The sequence below is a fragment of the Acinetobacter sp. CIP 101966 genome (assembly GCF_000369725.1).
GTDB lineage: Bacteria > Pseudomonadota > Gammaproteobacteria > Pseudomonadales > Moraxellaceae > Acinetobacter > Acinetobacter lwoffii_Q.
The window spans coordinates 989,426-1,005,889 of the sequence record NZ_KB850160.1; the positions used below are offsets into that span (position 1 = coordinate 989,426).

Here is a 16,464-nt window from a genome sequence, read left to right on the forward strand (position 1 = left end):
GCCTATAGAAGACAACTTTTTCCTCTTGAGCAAAGCCAAACCACAGGACTGAATCTTATTTTTATGCTGTGTGGATACTTCAGAATTTACTCAGTTTCTTGTGCTAAAAAATCACGATGTACATGGCTCAAATCCACCAGTTCATAGTCTGCCAATTCAAAAATTTGCCAAATCGCAATCGCATCTTCTTTTAAATCCACTGCCTGGGTCGCACGATTCGACAATTGCCATTGCAGGTCAGAAATCCATAAATAGTATTGCCCAGTAGCCGCATTAAAGGCCTGAACTTTCCCATCGGCATTGATCCCTTGAATGATGGCGCCTTCAGGTAAAGTCGCTTCAAGATTGGGTAAGCTAATGTCCACAAAATGCTTGATTTGTCGCAGACCATAACCTGCAAACATTTCTTTTTGAGCTTCACTTAACTGTGCATATTTTTGCTCTATATCTGCAATTACCAGTGTGTCCATGTCACCTCCCATCGGTCCAATACTGAGATGTTACTCAGCAATATTCATTTTAAATATTAAATACTATTTATTGTTATACCTGAAATGGCGCATTTAACGAATAAGACAATAGTGAAATGCTTACCCGAACGCCAGTGTTCAGTTTAATTCCATTTTAAGATTTATATATGAAAGTTTTGTGCCAAAAATACAATTTTCATGATTTTTATTCTTTAAAACTGGGCACATGATCAATCTTCTTTATGCTGCGCACGCGGATGGGCCTGATCATAAATCTGGGCCAGATGGTCAAAATCAACATGGGTATAAATTTGCGTGGTGGTTAAATTACTGTGTCCCAGCATTTCCTGCACGGCTCGTAAGTCCCGGCTATTCGATAACATGTGACTCGCAAAACAATGTCTTAACAAATGCGGATGTAAATCTACATTCACGCCTGCGCGCTGCGCCTGAAACTTGACCCGATTTTCAATTTGTCGTGCACCGAGCGGATTGCCTTTCTGGGTAATAAATACATTCGCCTCCGGTACAAAATCGCCATTCCATAAGGGATAGACTTGCAACCAAGCCATCACGCTGTCTTTGGCCTTGGAACCGAAAGGCACTATCCGGGTTTTATTGCCTTTACCAGTAATGCGTAATAACTGCCGGTTGAAATCAATATCTTTAATTCTCAGGCTTTGCAGTTCTGCCAGACGCAGCCCACTGGAATAAAGCAATTCTAACATCGCTTTGTCCCGGAGCCACATTTGCTGTTGTATTTCATTTTCAGGCGCAGGCTGATCAATAATTTGGTTGACGGTTTCAATATCCACCATGCCCGGCAAAGGACGCGATTGACGTTTTAACTGAAAATCATCCGCAGGATTAAAAACCATATGCTGTGCCTGCTCAGCCCATTTCATAAACTGGCGAATGGCCGAGAGCATACGTTGCAGACTGCTGGGACTCAGCTGATGCTGTTCGACTTTTTCAGCCAGAAACTGGCGTAAATCGGTGGCTTCTACATCGTTTAAATTGAGCTGTTCACGCTGGCAAAACTCTAAAAAATCCGAAACATCACGCTCATAGGCCTGCAAGGTATGTTTGGACTGGTTCTGGATTTCCCGTTCTTTCAGCCACATGTTGAGCAAGAGTTGAGGTGGCACAATCACGGCTTGCTCCATTTAGAATTGCTCCAGATAATCTTGAATCAGCATTGCAACCTGATCTGCATGAGTGTGAAAAGAAATACTTTTTACCTATGACGATTAAATTCTATAGTTTTCCCATCCTAGCATAAAAAAAGCACCATCGAAGACAGTGCTTTTTTCTCAAGCGGAACCAAGCTTAACCCTGGAAATAACGTAAATCCAGACGTCCTTCATACACGGTCGCCGTTGGTCCGGTCATCCAGACCACATCACCTTCTTTCCATTCAATTTGCAGCTTGCCGCCTGCCAGTTCAACTTCGACTTTACTCGACAGCAGACCACGACGCATACCTGAAATTGCGGCAGCACAGGCACCTGTACCACAAGCTAAGGTCTCGCCTACACCACGCTCGTACACACGTAAACGTGCATGTTTTTCATCAATAATCTGCATAAAGCCAGCATTGACTCGTGCCGGGAAGCGCGCATGTGATTCAACTTGTGGACCAATACGTGCGACATCGGCAGCAATCGCATCCGGCACGATTGTCACCGCATGTGGATTCCCCATATTGACCACATCAATGGTCAGCTTTTCACCGCCAGCAAGATCGATGTCATACAGGCTCTCCGGCGCATCAGCTACAAATGGAATTTCCTGAGGCAAAAATTTTGGATAACCCATATTGACCCGTACCCAACCATTCGCACCCAATTCCGGCTCTACAATACCAGATTTGGTTTGTACCTTGATTTTGGTTTTGGTCGTGAGCTGACGATCATGTACAAATTTGGCAAAACAGCGCACGCCATTGCCACATTGTTCCACTTCTGAACCATCGGCATTAAAAATCCGATATTTAAAGTCTGCACTTGGGACATCGGGTGGCTCAACCACCAAGAGTTGATCAAAACCAATGCCGAAGTTACGATTGGCCAAACGCTGAATGGTCAAAGTGTCTAAATAAGCACGCTGGCTGATCAGGTCAACCACCATAAAGTCATTGCCCAGACCATGCATCTTGGTAAATTCTAATAACATCCTGATTTATCCTTAAGGCAATAAACGCTCACGTTCCCAGAGTGATTCAATCGTTTCACGTTCACGAATCAAATGCGCCTGATCAGCATCGACCATTACTTCAGCAGCACGGCCACGGCTGTTATAATTTGAACTCATCACAAAACCGTATGCACCTGCGCCCAGCACAGCCAGCACATCATTTTCCTTGATCGCAAGCTCACGCTCTTTACCCAGAAAATCACCAGTTTCACAAATTGCACCCACCACATCCCATTCTTTCATTTCGACATCGGTACGAGGTGTAACAGATTGAATATCCATCCATGCTTCATATAACGCAGGGCGAATCAGGTCATTCATCGCTGCATCAATGATCGCGAAATTACGGTGATTGGTTGGCTTGAGCAGATCCACTTTAGTCAGCAGCACACCTGCATTGGCAGAAATACTACGTCCCGGTTCCATATACACTTTCAAGCCCAATTTTTCTAAAGCTGGACGCAGCGCATTGGCATATTCTTCAACCGACGGCGGGGATTCATCTTTATACGTCACACCCAGACCACCACCGATATCGATGTGTTTGAGGTGAATGCCCAGCTCTTTTAACTGGTCAATCATCACAATGACACGATCCAGTGCATCCACAAATGGCTGGGTTTCAGTCAGCTGTGAACCGATATGGCAGTCAATCCCGACCACATCCAGATTTGGCAATGACGCTGCATATTGATAAGTTTCAAACACGCTATCCGATGGAATACCGAATTTATTTTCTTTTAAGCCGGTTGAAATATAAGGATGGGTTTTGGCATCGACATCCGGATTCACGCGCAATGAAATCGGTGCTTTGACATTTAATTCAGCTGCAACTTTCTGGATACGATCCAGCTCGGCATAAGATTCCACGTTGAAACAGGCAATGCCGACTTCCAACGCTTTTTTGATATCCGCTTCAGATTTGCCCAGGCCCGAAAATACGATTTTCGAAGGCTCACCACCGGCTTTCAGCACACGGGCCAATTCACCACCGGTCACAATATCAAAACCGGCACCCTGTTTGGCCAATACATTCAATACCGCAAGATTAGAGTTGGACTTTACCGCAAAACAGATTTGATGATCGATGAAGTTAAAAGCACGGTCCATATCTAAAAAATGTTTTTCCAAAGTAGCTTTAGAATAAACATAGAGTGGTGTGCCAAATTGCTCCGCGAGCTGTTGTAATGAACATTGCTCAGCGTGCAATACCCCATTAATGCGGGTGAAACTCATGAAGGTATCCTTTCTGTGAAAGCGTTATGGTGTGGTTTTAACGTCTGAATCGGTAGGTGCAGCAAACTGTTGTTGCACAGGTGCCTCGCGTTCTTCATCGGACGCTTTAGGCTCAGTTTCAGTATTTTTGTATAACAGATACTTGGTACGCTTGTCGTAATTCGGATCATTTGGCAAGTGCAAAGCACCTGACTGTCCACAACCTGCAAGAGCAAGACCTGTAGCTAAGATACTGATGTAGCAAATGACTTGGCGCATCTGACCACCTAATGTAATAGTTTCGATGAAGTATAACGCGATCATTCGGCATGACCCAAGCGTTAAACGCTAGAGAGTAGCTTTAGACAAAAAAAAACGCCAGCAGATCGCTGACGTTTTTATTGATAAGATTTATTTATGTTTCTGTTTATAGAAACCAAAATAGCCAATGATTAGCAGGATAAACCAGATCGGACTGATCATCAGTGCCTGGCGAGTATCCTCTTCCAGCGCCAAGACCACGATCATGCTCAGGAAGAAGATAATCACGATCCAACAGGTCACCAATCCACCTGGCAGCTTAAAGGTTGATTTGGCATGCAGCTCTGGACGTGTTTTGTAATACACGATATAGCTCCAGATAATGATAATCCAGACACAAATAAACAGAATCGTGGATAAAGTCGTGGCCAAGGTAAAGGCCCGAACAGTATCAGGAACAAAATACTGAAGTGCTGCACCCAGCAACAAACACACGGCAGAAAAATACAGGGCATTTGCAGGCACTGCGCGACGGTTCAAGCGACCAAAGGCAACCGGTGCCTGCTCTTCACGCGACAGGCCAAACAGCATACGGCTGGTCGAAAATACGCCACTGTTCATCGATGACATCACCGAGGACAACACCACCAGGTTCATGATGATCGCAGCCGCTGCAATGCCAGCCTGACTGAACAGGTTTACAAACGGCGATACATTCGGGTCAATCTGGTTCCACGGTGTCACTGACATCACAATTAGCAGTGCCAATACATAGAAAATAATGATACGGATCGGAATAGAGTTCACCGCTTTTGGCAGGTTCTTTTCCGGATCTTTGGTTTCAGCCGCGGTAGTACCCACCAGCTCTACCCCGACAAAGGCAAAGATTGCAATCTGGAAACCGGCCAGGAAGCCCATGGCACCCGTCGGGAACAAACCGCCATGCTCCCAGATATGACTAAAGGATGCGACCGTACCGACATCATTGGTAAAGCCGGTAAATACCATCCACAGACCAACGGCAATCAGCACCACAATGGCGATAATTTTGACCAGGGCAAACCAGAATTCCATTTCACCAAACAGTTTTACCGTGACCAGATTCAAGCCCATGATAAACACAATCGCGGCAACACTGATCATGACGCCTTCTTCAGGGCTAAAGGGCAAGCCATTATTGAAGAATTGCAGATAGTAAATAATGGCTGACAGATCCGCGATCCCGATGGTAATCCAGCACAACCAGTAGGTCCAGCCAACAAAGTATCCGGCCCAAGGCCCGATCAAATCCGTGGCAAAATCAATAAAAGATTTATATTGCAAGTTGGAGAGTAACAGTTCACCCAATGCACGCATCACCAGAAAGACCATAAAACCGATGATCATATAGATCACCAGAATCGAAGGACCTGCGAGACTGATGGTTTTACCCGACCCCATAAACAGGCCAGTTCCGATGGCGCCCCCAATGGCAATTAACTGTAGGTGCCGATTGGACAAACTCCGCTTTAATTCACCGTGCTCTGCCGACGAATTGTTATATTTTTCTGACATTATTAATTACAACTTTGAGTTTTACTCGCGACAAATTAACGTAAAAAATGCTGAATACAAAAATAAAATTTGCATCATTTGTATTTCCTGATTAATTGAAGAAGTTAATTTATTTTTCTTATATCGCTCTAAAGTTACATTTCTGCTTTATTTTTGACCTGCGATATTCCAGTAATTTCTTGTCAAATTTTTAAAACTGTGTAAAAAATAGAACACTATTCAGCCAATTTATGTATTCAGGATGAATGCATCTGGCATAGCAATTGCTTTTTAATCAATACCTCGAACTACACAGACATGGATCAATAAGAAGAATTTTATGCAAAATTTCTCTGTACACGACAAATTTCACAGAACCCTTATCCTATCAGGGTTCTGCCTTCTTAAAATTGCCAAAATTTCCTTAAACTCTTCTTTTTTCCCAAAACCAATTAAACGCTGAATCGCCATTTGAACATAGTCTAAACCATAGCGAAATAAACTCATTGAGAGTCGTCCATGCTTCTTTATTTTTATCGCTTTTTTTTGATCATGTTGCCATTCACCCGTTAAGTAACACCAACAGAAGCTTATAGCTAACACCGCAATCAATTTTTTCACTCGTCTAGGGTCTGTCAAGCGCGTATTTTCAAGATTAAACCCGCGTCCTTTGAGACAACTGAATAAGGTTTCAATTTCCCAGCGTAATGCATAATCCTGAATAGCATTGGCATTAAACTGAGGAGAAACGACGAGTAAAAGCTCTCCATTTTCTAACTGTAGTGCACTTATATATAGTTTCACCCGACCAACCAAAATCCGTCGTTTACGACATTCAATTTGACCAACTTTAAGATGGCGAAATAAATCACTAATTTTATGATTCTTTCCTAAATGATTGGTGACAATGAAGTTTTTTTAACACGAATGCAGAAGTTGATGTCTTGTTCAATTAACCATGTAAACCACTGCTCACCGATAAACTCTCTGTCTGCGAACACATTCACAATACGGTCTTTACCAAAAATGGCTATAAAGCGTTGAATCAAAGCAATACGCTCTTTCGTATCTGAATTTCCACGTTTATTAAGCAATGTCCAAAGGATAGGTATCGCTATTCCACGATAAACGATTGCGAGCATCAGGATATTAATATTTCGTTTTCCCCATTTCCAATTGGTTCTATCTAAAGTCAGTTGCACTTGGTCGAATGAAAACATATTGAAAATCAACTGAGAAATTTGACGATAATCAAAATACTGACCTGCAAAGAAGCGCTGCATACGTCGATAAAATGATTGTGGTAAGCACTTGATGGGCAAGGCTTTAGATGCAGAAGAAAGATTACATGTTTGCTTTAAAATAATCACAAGCATGATGAGCGCAAAGCACTTTAAATGTGACTTGTTCCATTTTAGATATTTGTTTAAGATAAGATATAACTCATTGAGATGTGTCATAGTATTCGTCGTTAGAAAACAATTATTATGACATTATTTCAATGAGTTATCTATTTTTGTCGTGTACAGAGGCAAAATTTACAAAGTTTAATGGAAACTTTAAGCGGCTGGGTCTGGGGCCCTTATATGCTGGTACTGATTGTCGGTACCGGGATCTTCCTCACCTTCCGTTTATTGTTCTGGCAGTTCCGCATGTTGCCCCTAGCCTTCAAACAGGTCTTTGGCAAGCACCCTGACCATTCAGGGGACATTTCCCAATTCGCTTCACTCATGACCGCACTCTCTGCCACGATTGGTACCGGTAACATTGCCGGCGTAGCCACTGCCTGTGTCCTCGGTGGTCCGGGCGCCGTGTTCTGGATGTGGATGACTGCCCTGTTTGGTATGGCGACCAAATATGGCGAAGGTGTTCTGGCAGTCAAATACCGAGTCAAAAATGAGAAAGGTGAAATGTCCGGTGGTCCGATGTACTACATCGAGCGGGGTCTGAAATGGAAATGGCTGGCGCTGATTTTTGCCTTGTTCGGAACTCTGGCTTCTTTTGGGATCGGCAGCTCCGTACAGTCCAATACCGTAGCATTGGCAGTGCAAAACAGCTTGGGCATCGAAACCTGGATGACCGGTATTATTATTACTGCCTTTTCGGCACTGGTGATTTTGGGCGGGATTAAATCGATTTCCAGAGCAGCGTCACTGATTGTTCCTATTATGGCTATAGGCTATGTGGCAGGGGGATTAATTATCATTTTTAATAATCTTGAACTGGTCGTTCCTGCGCTTAAAATCATCTTCACCTATGCCTTTACTGGAGAAGCCGCAGTGGGCGGTGCAATTGGTGCGGCGATTCGTTATGGTGTGGCACGTGGTGTATTCTCCAACGAAGCCGGCATGGGTTCTGCGCCGATTGCTGCTGCAGCGGCAAAAACCGATCATCCAGCCCGTCAAGGTCTGGTGTCTATGACCGGTACCTTCATTGATACCATTATTGTCTGTTCAATTACCGGTATTGTTCTGGTGATGGGTTATATCATGACCGGTAATTCATTCGGAGATCAAACCGGTGCGGTACTGACTATCGGTGTATTCGACAAGCTGCTACCTGGTATTGGCGGCTGGGTGGTGACTTTCGGGATCATTTTCTTCGCTTATTCCACCATTTTGGGCTGGAGCTACTATGGCGAAAAATGTACCAGCTATTTACTTGGCGAAAAATTCGTTTTGCCCTATCGCATTATTTATATTGCCTCAGTGTTTATCGGCTGCATTGCAACACTGGATCTGGTCTGGCTATTCGCCGATACCTTTAACGGCCTGATGGCGGTGCCGAACTTAATCGCATTATTATTACTGTCTGGTGTCATTGCCAAAGAATCGAAAGACTTCATTGCAAGACGTAAATCTGGTGAACTTTATTAATTGATAAGTTATTATTTAACTACTCAATTCAAATAGTAAAAAGCCACGTTAATCGTGGCTTTTTATGCTTCATCTTTTCCATTCTTCATCATGAAAATTTAGCAACGTAAACCACTACAAGCCAGCTTGTCCCACTCAGATTCAAGCTCCAACGCTAGTCCTAAAGATAAAACAAAAAACTGAATGCCTTTAATTTTCATATTGCCCTGTTCATCTTCCAGATATCCACTCAATTTTTGATAGGTTTTATGATGCAGATCAAAAGGTACATCCAGATAAAGACCACCCAGGTAGATTTCACTATGGACGGTTTGATCCACACCTAAACACGGCATATAGACAATGCCCTGTTGCTCTAGCCAGCCGATCAACATTTGGCGAACCGAGTTTGCGTCCCGATCTGGATGTACATAATGATCAAAATGCACAAACAGCACATCACGGTTTTTTTCACGTGCGATCGCATCAATATGTTTCAGCAATTGTGACAAGATCTGTTCCATTCCAGCATAACAAGATGGGCATTATAGACGGCGTTGACGCATAGCATTCAAATCAGCATAAATAAAAACGACAAGCCTTGTCGTAAAAACCATGATTTTTCAGGTGAAAGGCTTGGTTTTCTATAGCATTCACCGCTATGCTGTCACTCAATTTCAATCGCTACATCTTCAAATATGGCTAAAGCAAAAAGTGTGTATCGTTGTGAACAGTGTGGTGCCGATCATCCAAAATGGTCGGGGCAGTGTTCTGAATGCGGGGAATGGAACAGCCTGGTTGAGGTGACCATTGCACCGGCAGTGACGCATCGCGCCCAGCCAAAAATCGGTGGTGGATATGCAGGCCAGGCGTCCAGCATCACGACTTTAAATCAGGTCTCAGTCTCTCATGAAACCCGTCTACCAACGGGTATCAGCGAATTTGACCGGGTCTTGGGTGGCGGACTGGTAACCGGGTCGGTGGTCCTGATCGGCGGTGATCCCGGGATTGGTAAATCTACCATCTTGCTACAAACAGCCACACACATGGCATCTGCCAAAAATCCGGCCCTGTATGTGACCGGTGAGGAATCCTTGTCTCAGGTGGCTTTACGTGCTCAGCGTCTGGATCTGCCGACCGACCAGCTCAAAGTCATGGCAGAAACCTGCGTCGAACGTATTTGTGAAGTACTGGCCCAACAACGCCCTGCGGTGGCTATTCTAGACTCTATTCAAACCTTGTATACCGAGACCTTACAATCTGCTCCGGGTGGTGTATCGCAAATTCGTGAATCCGCGGCCCTGTTGACGCGTTTTGCCAAAAATAGTGGCACGTCTTTGTTTCTGGTCGGTCATGTAACCAAAGAAGGCGCACTGGCCGGCCCACGTGTACTGGAACATATGGTGGACTGTGTGCTGTATTTTGAAGGCCAGTCGGATTCACGTTACCGGATGATCCGAGCGGTCAAAAACCGTTTTGGTGCGGTCAATGAGCTCGGTGTGTTCGGCATGACCGATAAAGGTCTGCGCGAAGTGTCCAATCCTTCAGCCATCTTTTTAAGCCGTTATGATGAAGCCATTCCCGGCTCGATTGTAATGATCAGCCGCGAAGGTACGCGCCCGCTACTGGTTGAGGTTCAGGCACTGGTCGATGATGCACATGGCCAACCAAGACGCGTAGCGCTTGGTTTGGATCAGAACCGTCTAAATATGCTCCTTGCAGTCATGCATCGGCATGGTGGTGTGCAAACCTCCGGCCAGGATGTTTATGTCAATATTGTCGGTGGATTGAAAATTACCGAAACAGGTTCGGATCTGGCGGTACTTCTCGCCTGCGCTTCCAGCATTCGTGGCAAAGCCTTACCGCAACAGCTGGCGGTTTTTGGGGAAGTCGGACTGTCTGGAGAGATTCGCCCTGTGCCGAACGGTCAGGAACGGCTGAAAGAAGCGATTAAACATGGTTTTAAATACATTATTGTCCCTCGCGGCAATGCACCGCAAAAATCCATCGAGGGCGTGCAAATTATTGCAGTCGCGCGTTTACATGAAGCCTTGAGCGAGGCAATGGCGCTGAGTGATGAACTCAATTAACTGTAAACCGGCTCATTTCGTACAAAGAGCAAAAAAATACAGATTTTTGATTGAAATTCCACACAAAGCCTATATAAATAGACTGTACAAACAGGTTTTATTCTCATAGGAAAAATGAATGGAAGTTCGACAGCGCGGTTTGATCACAGGTATCTTGACAGCAGTTTTATTGGTTGCGCCTTTTGCAGCTGAAGCAAAACGTGCCGGTGGCGGTAAAAGTCACGGCATGCAACGTTCTACACAACCTACTCAATCTTATCAACAACCTCGTCAAGCTGCGCCTGCTCAACAAGCGCCAGTTGCCGGTGCTGCAACCCAGCAAAAATCCGGTCCGGGTGTCGGCGGCATGGTTGCCGCGGGTATAGCCGGTGCTGCGATTGGTGCAGTTGCTGCCAATGCCTTGGCCGATGATCAAAGTGTAGCAGCATCTGAAGCTCAGGCTGCTCAAGCCGAAGAGGAAAAAGGTGGTATTCCAGGCTGGATCTGGATCCTTCTTGCTGCTGCTGTTGCCTTCTTCATTTTCCGTAAGATGGGCGCAAAAAAAAAAGTAGCTTCTAACCCATACGCACCAAATAGCGGTGCTGGTAATACAGCACCTTTTGGTCAGGCACCGACTGCACCTCGCGGTGGTGACAGTACCAATATTTTTGGTCAGAATGTGGGTGGTCAAACGTCAAGCAACAATGCTCCGTTCGGTTCTGCTCCGGTAAATAACGCGCCTTTTGGTGCAGCTTATACCCAAAGTGGCAGCCAGTTACCGGATGGTACTGAACCTGCAGCATTCTTGCGTGTAGCGCGTCAGCGTTTTAACCATATTCAGTCCATGAATACAGCAAGCAACATTTCTGAAATTCAGCGTTATCTGACTCCTGAACTTTATCAGTCAATGTATAACGACATCATGAGCAATCAGGATCAGGATGTTGCCGAGTTTTCAAATCTGAATGCGATGGTCGTCGACTCATCGACTGACAATGGCCAGTATATTGTCAGCGTACGCTTTACAGGTACGGTAAGCGAAGACTTAAACAGCTTGCCGCAACCGTTCGCAGAAATCTGGCATTTCACCAAACCAGCAGGTTCAAATCAGGACTGGGTGGTTGCAGGTATTCAGCAAGACTAATCGTGAATAAATGAAGTTTAGACAGCGGCCTTCGAGCCGCTGTTTTTATTTTCAAGCCTTACATTTTGATCTTTTTTAATTCCCTTCCCCCTCTCTTTTTTAACCTAACTTCCAGTTTTACTTATTTTTCATATAAATAGTTCAACAACCCATATTTAAGATCTAAACAATAATTGTTATCATTATCATTAATTACTTCATAAGTTTGTAAATAGAATTTTCGATGATGAATAGTCCGAATATGCAAGCCATAGCGACTGGAACAGTTACTGCACCGAAACCATCAAGCAAAAATAAAGTCAAAGCAAGTATGCTGGCTTATCGTGGGATGATTTTATATCGCTTTATTCTGGCGGGTGCTGGCGGTTATCTACTGGCTACACTGGCAACGATCGTGATTGCCCAGCTTTTTATCGACAGTGGAAGCAGTGCAGCCATGTCCGCCACCCTGATTGGCTTTAGCTTGAATGCTACTGCATTTATCTGGGTATTTATGGTGAATAAGACGCTCAAAGCTACGCTCGGGATCGCGATTCCCGGTGTTTTACTCTATATCGCCTATAAGCTTTTAGGAAATTGAGATGAGAGTAGATGCAAAACCCGAAGGTCCACGCCAGTCGATGTCGTGGTTGCATACCTGGGCCAGTCTGATTTTAGGCTGGCTTTTATATGCGATTTTCTTGACCGGAACCTTAAGCTTTTTCCAAAACGAAATTACCGTCTGGATGAAACCGGAATTTCATCAATCAGTTCCACCAAAGACTCAAATCGAACAAACCCGTGTGGCACTGGCTTATCTGCAACAGCACCATCCGGATGCTGGCAGCTGGGCAATCCAGCTTCCTAACTCACGCCAAAATACTACCACCCTGACTATTCGTAGTGCCGGCGAAGATCCGCGTGCCCGTCGTGGCGGTACTCGCGTGACGATTGACAGCGCCACCGGCGAAGTTTTGCAAGCGCGTGAAACACGCGGTGGTTCATTCTTATACCGTTTCCACTTTGAATTGTATGGTTTGCCAAGAATCTGGGCGCGCTGGATGGTCGGCGTTGCGACCCTGCTCATGCTGGTGGCAATCATCAGCGGTGTCATTACCCATAAGAAAATTTTCAAGGATTTTTTTACTTTCCGTCCCGGCAAAGGTCAGCGTTCATGGTTGGATGCACACAATGCTACTGCGGTATTTGCCCTGCCCTTTCACATCATGATTACCTTCAGTGGCTTATTATTATTGCTTTTTACCCTCATGCCCTGGGGCGTAAACCAGATTTATGAAAATCGTGGTGCTTTCCTTCAGGATCAACGTAAGAGTTTGGTTCAAGACAACAGTATTCAGGCTGAATCCCGTGAAAGCCATAGTGAGAGCAAAGAACGTCGACCGCAAGCTGAGAGAGAAAATCGTGGCGAGCGCGGTGAAATGTCTGCACGCAGTGAAGGTCGCCGCTCTCGTGATGAAATGCAAGCTGCACCTCCTGCACCGTTAACCGATCTAGCTCCGATCTTGGCAACAGCCGAAAAAGAATGGAAAAATAATCCGGTGGGTATGATAACTATTATCCAGCCAAATACCGTAAAAGCAGAAATTGAGCTTCGTGCCTTAAACGGAGTCAGCGTAGCTTATCGCAATGTTTATCCGAGCCTTGCTTTTAATGGCGTAACAGGTGAATTAAAGCCAGATCAAACCACACTGAAAATGCCTTCAATCGCAAATGGTATTTATAATGTATTCACCACATTGCATGAAGCACGTGGCGTGAATCTGGCTTTACGCTGGTTATTGTTCATGTCGGGCGTGGTCGGCACCTTGATGATTGCCACCGGCTTGATTCTGTGGTGTGTCAAACGTGCACCACAGCAACAGAAACAAGGCTATAAATCGTTTGGTTATCGTCTTGTGGAAGTCACCAATATCGCTGCCATTATTGGTTTACCTGTTGCCTGTGCTGCCTATTTCTATGCCAACCGTTTTATTCCGGCAGACATGGACATGCGTCTGAACTGGGAAATACGTAGCTTCTTTATTGTATGGTTGCTGACATTGCTGTATGCCATGATTCGCAGTCATCGTCAGGCCTGGCTGGAACTATTACTGCTTGCCACTGCTGCATTCGCATTGTTGCCAATCGTGAATTTCATGACCGGTGGTCAAGCGATCTGGAATAGCATCATGCATGGTCAATGGGTCATTGCTTCTTTTGATCTGGCGATGTGGGTGCTTGCGATCTTGTTCTGGTTTTCATTTAAAAAAGTGAAAAACCATCAAGGCTTGCCCTCTAAAAAAGCCAAGGCTGCTCTCAAGGAGAATCAGGCATGATGTTCTTCTTATTGATTTGGGCTTTAACTTCACTGGGTTTCTTTGCACTTGCAATGTCGATGTCCAAACATCAAAAACAGATTTTTGACACAGAACTCAACCCTAAAAAAACACAACTTGCGACTATTCTGGGTTGGGTATTGCTCATAATTGCCCTGATTCTGTGTCTGTTAACAGGATTTGCCAGCAACATGATCAGTTATTGGCTCGGCAGTTTGACTTTTGCGGCCCTGGTCGTAGCTTTAAGCCTGAGTTATCTGGAAAGTAAAATTAAACTGATTACCTCAATCTGTGCGGTGATTGCCGTCATTTCAGGCATCATTTGTTTAATCTAAAGTTCTAATTTACCCATCCTCATTTGAAAAGCTGATCTTCGGATTGGCTTTTTTAGTTTAAAGCATTAGTCTACGCATAATATTTTTGAGATGTTGATATGACCCAGCGTGTTTCTCCCTCTGCTGCCCTGACCAATCTTGCCTTAGCTGGCAATGCTAAAGCGCAATTTGAATTGGCTGAACTGTATATGCAAAGCGAGCATGATGATGACATCATTCTGGCTGAAGAATGGGCATTAAAAGCAGCCAACGGCGGGTTGGTTGATGCGATGTACTGGTTAGGTGAAGGTTATACCGTTTACGCTAAAGAATTAGCGGAAGAAGATCCGGAAGAATCTAAAGCTCACTTTGAGTTAGCCTATTACTGGTTAAGCAAGGCCAATATCGAGAAGCACCCTGCTGCGACTTTAGAGCTGGCTGGTTTTTACCGTCGTGGTGACGTAATTGAAAAAGATGTAGAGAAATCGATTTCTTTAGTCAAACAGGCTGCGGAATGGGGTGAAGTTCAGGCCATGCGCGATCTTGCTTTTATTTATGGGAACGGTTTAGGTGTTGTCGCTGATGACATACAGGCAGATTACTGGACACAAAAAGCAGATAAGATTGAACAGGAAATAGAATAAATAAAAAGCCCGTCAGATGATTAATGCCAGTCAGTTAAGCAAAAAAAGTTAAAATGCTGTAAAAAGAGCGTATGTAAATACGCTCTTTTTTTATGAATTTATCTCAGAATCTAGATTTAACATTAAAACAAACCCTACCTTCACTTTCACAATTCAGTGAATTGATTGATTTAAACTGGATTGAAGATTGCTTAGACCAAACAGGTAAAGCATCAATTCGAAAAAGAAAACTGCCTGCTGAACATGTTGTTTGGCTGGTAATCGGACTTGCTCTATTTCGAAATCAGCCGATTTGGTATGTGGTTCAACAATTGCAACTTGTTTTCGGTACGGCAGAATACTGTGTACCGAGTGCATCCGTACAAGCAAGACAGCGCTTAGGCTTAGAACCCATGAGTGCTTTATTTTCGACATTAAGTCAGGCATGGTTTAAAGACTCACAACAACAATATAGCAACTTTCACGGTCTATGCGTTTGTGCTGTAGATGGTGTGGTTTGGTCTATGCCTCATACAGAAGAAAACTTTAAGCACTTTGGTTCATCCAAAGGCAAAACAGCAGCTGCACCTTACCCACAAGTTAGAGCGACTTGCCTGGTGAATACCAATACCCATGAAATGATTGATGCCCAAATGGGCAGTATGGATCAAGGTGAATTAACCTTAGCCAGTCAATTAAAAGCACCAGTTCGCAGTATTACCCTATTTGATCGTGCTTACTTCTCTGCTGATTTTTTAGTGAGCTGGCAATCTCAGGCAGAAGAGAGTCATTGGTTGATGCGAGCAAAGGACAACCTGCGTTATGAAGTGATTCATCATAATGCGGCCCATGACTTTCAGATCAAAATGCCTGTTTCAGCAAGAGCAAAAAAGATAAATCCGTCATTGGGTGACTATTGGGAAGCACGTTTAATTGAAGTTGAATATGCAGGAAAAATAAGACGTTACATTACATCATTAACAGATTCTAAAGTTTATCCATTCAAAGACCTTGCAATGCTTTATATCCAGCGTTGGGAAATAGAAATGTGTTATCGGGAAATTAAAAGTGATTTACAGGATGCAAGGATTTTAAGAAGCAAACAACCTGATTTGGTCTATCAAGAATTGTGGGGGGTATTTATTGCATATAATATCTTAAGAAGACAGATGAGGTTTATCGCTGAACATGCAAAGGTGAGTCCTTTAAGGATCAGTTTCCATATTGCATCTATGAGTATTATCAATATCTTAAGGCACACACCTTTAGAATCAGCAGGAAACCTACCCAAACATTTAGCGCAATTATTTGAACAATCTAAAATATTTGTATTACCTGAAAAAAGGCAAAGGCAATGTCCGCGAGTAGTGAAAATTAAAGCACAAAAATATCCAAGAAAATGCCAGTCAATTTCTTAACTGACTGGCATTACGTCAGATGATGGGCTTTTTTAAACGCATAATCATGAC

Annotated in this window: 16 protein-coding genes; 8 read left to right on the forward strand and 8 right to left on the reverse strand. The window is 44.1% G+C overall.

Features of this window, described 5'->3' with window-relative positions:
• Positions 1-86 precede the first annotated feature (86 nt).
• The 7 genes from F891_RS10865 to F891_RS17495 form a co-directional block, all read right to left on the reverse strand.
• The gene (locus F891_RS10865; protein ID WP_004731804.1) at positions 87-470 is read right to left on the reverse strand and encodes a hypothetical protein; all 384 of its coding nucleotides are present in this window, start codon (positions 468-470) and stop codon (positions 87-89) included.
• Between the two features lie 230 nt (positions 471-700).
• A complete protein-coding gene (gene xerA, locus F891_RS10870) occupies positions 701-1,636 on the reverse strand; it encodes a site-specific tyrosine recombinase/integron integrase (RefSeq protein WP_004731806.1) in 936 nt (311 codons plus the stop codon).
• A 163-nt stretch (positions 1,637-1,799) separates the two neighbouring features.
• Positions 1,800-2,645, reverse strand: coding sequence for a diaminopimelate epimerase (gene dapF, locus F891_RS10875; RefSeq protein WP_004731808.1), 846 nt, complete (start codon positions 2,643-2,645; stop codon positions 1,800-1,802).
• Between the two features lie 12 nt (positions 2,646-2,657).
• Positions 2,658-3,902, reverse strand: coding sequence for a diaminopimelate decarboxylase (gene lysA / locus F891_RS10880; protein WP_004731810.1), 1,245 nt, complete (start codon positions 3,900-3,902; stop codon positions 2,658-2,660).
• A 24-nt stretch (positions 3,903-3,926) separates the two neighbouring features.
• Positions 3,927-4,160 carry an LPS translocon maturation chaperone LptM gene (lptM, locus tag F891_RS10885; protein ID WP_004731812.1) on the reverse strand — a complete coding sequence of 78 codons (234 nt, stop codon included), beginning with the start codon at positions 4,158-4,160 and terminating at the stop codon, positions 3,927-3,929.
• 132 nt (positions 4,161-4,292) lie between these two features.
• On the reverse strand, positions 4,293-5,696 hold the full coding sequence (locus F891_RS10890; protein ID WP_004731814.1) for an amino acid permease: 1,404 nt from the start codon (positions 5,694-5,696) through the stop codon (positions 4,293-4,295).
• Between the two features lie 348 nt (positions 5,697-6,044).
• A protein-coding gene (locus F891_RS17495; RefSeq protein ID WP_085940413.1) for an IS4-like element ISAba1 family transposase occupies positions 6,045-7,135 on the reverse strand; the annotation gives its coding sequence in 2 pieces (ribosomal slippage) (positions 6,045-6,595 and positions 6,595-7,135; 1,092 coding nt in all).
• A 90-nt stretch (positions 7,136-7,225) separates the two neighbouring features.
• On the opposite strand from F891_RS17495, the gene F891_RS10905 reads away from it, so the two are divergent.
• Positions 7,226-8,551, forward strand: coding sequence for an alanine/glycine:cation symporter family protein (locus tag F891_RS10905; protein ID WP_005263511.1), 1,326 nt, complete (start codon positions 7,226-7,228; stop codon positions 8,549-8,551).
• Between the two features lie 98 nt (positions 8,552-8,649).
• On the opposite strand, the gene F891_RS10910 is transcribed toward F891_RS10905, so the two are convergent.
• The gene (locus F891_RS10910; RefSeq protein WP_004645721.1) at positions 8,650-9,054 is read right to left on the reverse strand and encodes a hypothetical protein; all 405 of its coding nucleotides are present in this window, start codon (positions 9,052-9,054) and stop codon (positions 8,650-8,652) included.
• A gap of 174 nt (positions 9,055-9,228) precedes the next feature.
• Here F891_RS10910 and radA point away from each other — a divergent pair, with 174 nt between their 5' ends.
• The 7 genes from radA (at position 9,229) to F891_RS10945 (ending at position 16,413) form a co-directional block, all read left to right on the forward strand.
• The gene (radA, locus tag F891_RS10915) at positions 9,229-10,620 is read left to right on the forward strand and encodes a DNA repair protein RadA (protein WP_004731817.1); all 1,392 of its coding nucleotides are present in this window, start codon (positions 9,229-9,231) and stop codon (positions 10,618-10,620) included.
• A gap of 118 nt (positions 10,621-10,738) precedes the next feature.
• The gene (locus tag F891_RS10920) at positions 10,739-11,743 is read left to right on the forward strand and encodes a Tim44 domain-containing protein (protein WP_005263514.1); all 1,005 of its coding nucleotides are present in this window, start codon (positions 10,739-10,741) and stop codon (positions 11,741-11,743) included.
• A gap of 223 nt (positions 11,744-11,966) precedes the next feature.
• A complete protein-coding gene (locus F891_RS10925) occupies positions 11,967-12,323 on the forward strand; it encodes a hypothetical protein (RefSeq protein ID WP_034439465.1) in 357 nt (118 codons plus the stop codon).
• 1 nt (position 12,324) lies between these two features.
• Positions 12,325-14,058 (forward strand): PepSY-associated TM helix domain-containing protein, encoded by a 1,734-nt coding sequence (locus tag F891_RS10930; protein WP_004731824.1) that lies wholly within the window; start codon positions 12,325-12,327, stop codon positions 14,056-14,058.
• The gene (locus tag F891_RS10935; protein WP_004731826.1) at positions 14,055-14,393 is read left to right on the forward strand and encodes a DUF3325 domain-containing protein; all 339 of its coding nucleotides are present in this window, start codon (positions 14,055-14,057) and stop codon (positions 14,391-14,393) included. The genes F891_RS10930 and F891_RS10935 overlap by 4 nt, the downstream gene beginning before the upstream one ends.
• A gap of 98 nt (positions 14,394-14,491) precedes the next feature.
• Positions 14,492-15,016: a tetratricopeptide repeat protein gene (locus tag F891_RS10940; RefSeq protein ID WP_004731828.1), complete on the forward strand. Its 525-nt coding sequence runs from the start codon at positions 14,492-14,494 to the stop codon at positions 15,014-15,016.
• 92 nt (positions 15,017-15,108) lie between these two features.
• On the forward strand, positions 15,109-16,413 hold the full coding sequence (locus F891_RS10945; RefSeq protein WP_004282307.1) for an IS4 family transposase: 1,305 nt from the start codon (positions 15,109-15,111) through the stop codon (positions 16,411-16,413).
• Positions 16,414-16,464 lie beyond the last annotated feature (51 nt).

Bases quoted from the DNA above. Each gene is read 5' to 3' on its own strand.
- F891_RS10865 (WP_004731804.1), bottom strand. From the start codon at position 470: ATGGACACACTGGTAATTGCAGATATAGAGCAAAAATATGCACAGTTA.
- xerA (WP_004731806.1), bottom strand. From the start codon at position 1,636: ATGGAGCAAGCCGTGATTGTGCCACCTCAACTCTTGCTCAACATGTGG.
- dapF (WP_004731808.1), bottom strand. From the start codon at position 2,645: ATGTTATTAGAATTTACCAAGATGCATGGTCTGGGCAATGACTTTATG.
- lysA (WP_004731810.1), bottom strand. From the start codon at position 3,902: ATGAGTTTCACCCGCATTAATGGGGTATTGCACGCTGAGCAATGTTCA.
- lptM (WP_004731812.1), bottom strand. From the start codon at position 4,160: ATGCGCCAAGTCATTTGCTACATCAGTATCTTAGCTACAGGTCTTGCT.
- F891_RS10890 (WP_004731814.1), bottom strand. From the start codon at position 5,696: ATGTCAGAAAAATATAACAATTCGTCGGCAGAGCACGGTGAATTAAAG.
- F891_RS10905 (WP_005263511.1), top strand. From the start codon at position 7,226: ATGGAAACTTTAAGCGGCTGGGTCTGGGGCCCTTATATGCTGGTACTG.
- F891_RS10910 (WP_004645721.1), bottom strand. From the start codon at position 9,054: ATGGAACAGATCTTGTCACAATTGCTGAAACATATTGATGCGATCGCA.
- radA (WP_004731817.1), top strand. From the start codon at position 9,229: ATGGCTAAAGCAAAAAGTGTGTATCGTTGTGAACAGTGTGGTGCCGAT.
- F891_RS10920 (WP_005263514.1), top strand. From the start codon at position 10,739: ATGGAAGTTCGACAGCGCGGTTTGATCACAGGTATCTTGACAGCAGTT.
- F891_RS10925 (WP_034439465.1), top strand. From the start codon at position 11,967: ATGATGAATAGTCCGAATATGCAAGCCATAGCGACTGGAACAGTTACT.
- F891_RS10930 (WP_004731824.1), top strand. From the start codon at position 12,325: ATGAGAGTAGATGCAAAACCCGAAGGTCCACGCCAGTCGATGTCGTGG.
- F891_RS10935 (WP_004731826.1), top strand. From the start codon at position 14,055: ATGATGTTCTTCTTATTGATTTGGGCTTTAACTTCACTGGGTTTCTTT.
- F891_RS10940 (WP_004731828.1), top strand. From the start codon at position 14,492: ATGACCCAGCGTGTTTCTCCCTCTGCTGCCCTGACCAATCTTGCCTTA.
- F891_RS10945 (WP_004282307.1), top strand. From the start codon at position 15,109: ATGAATTTATCTCAGAATCTAGATTTAACATTAAAACAAACCCTACCT.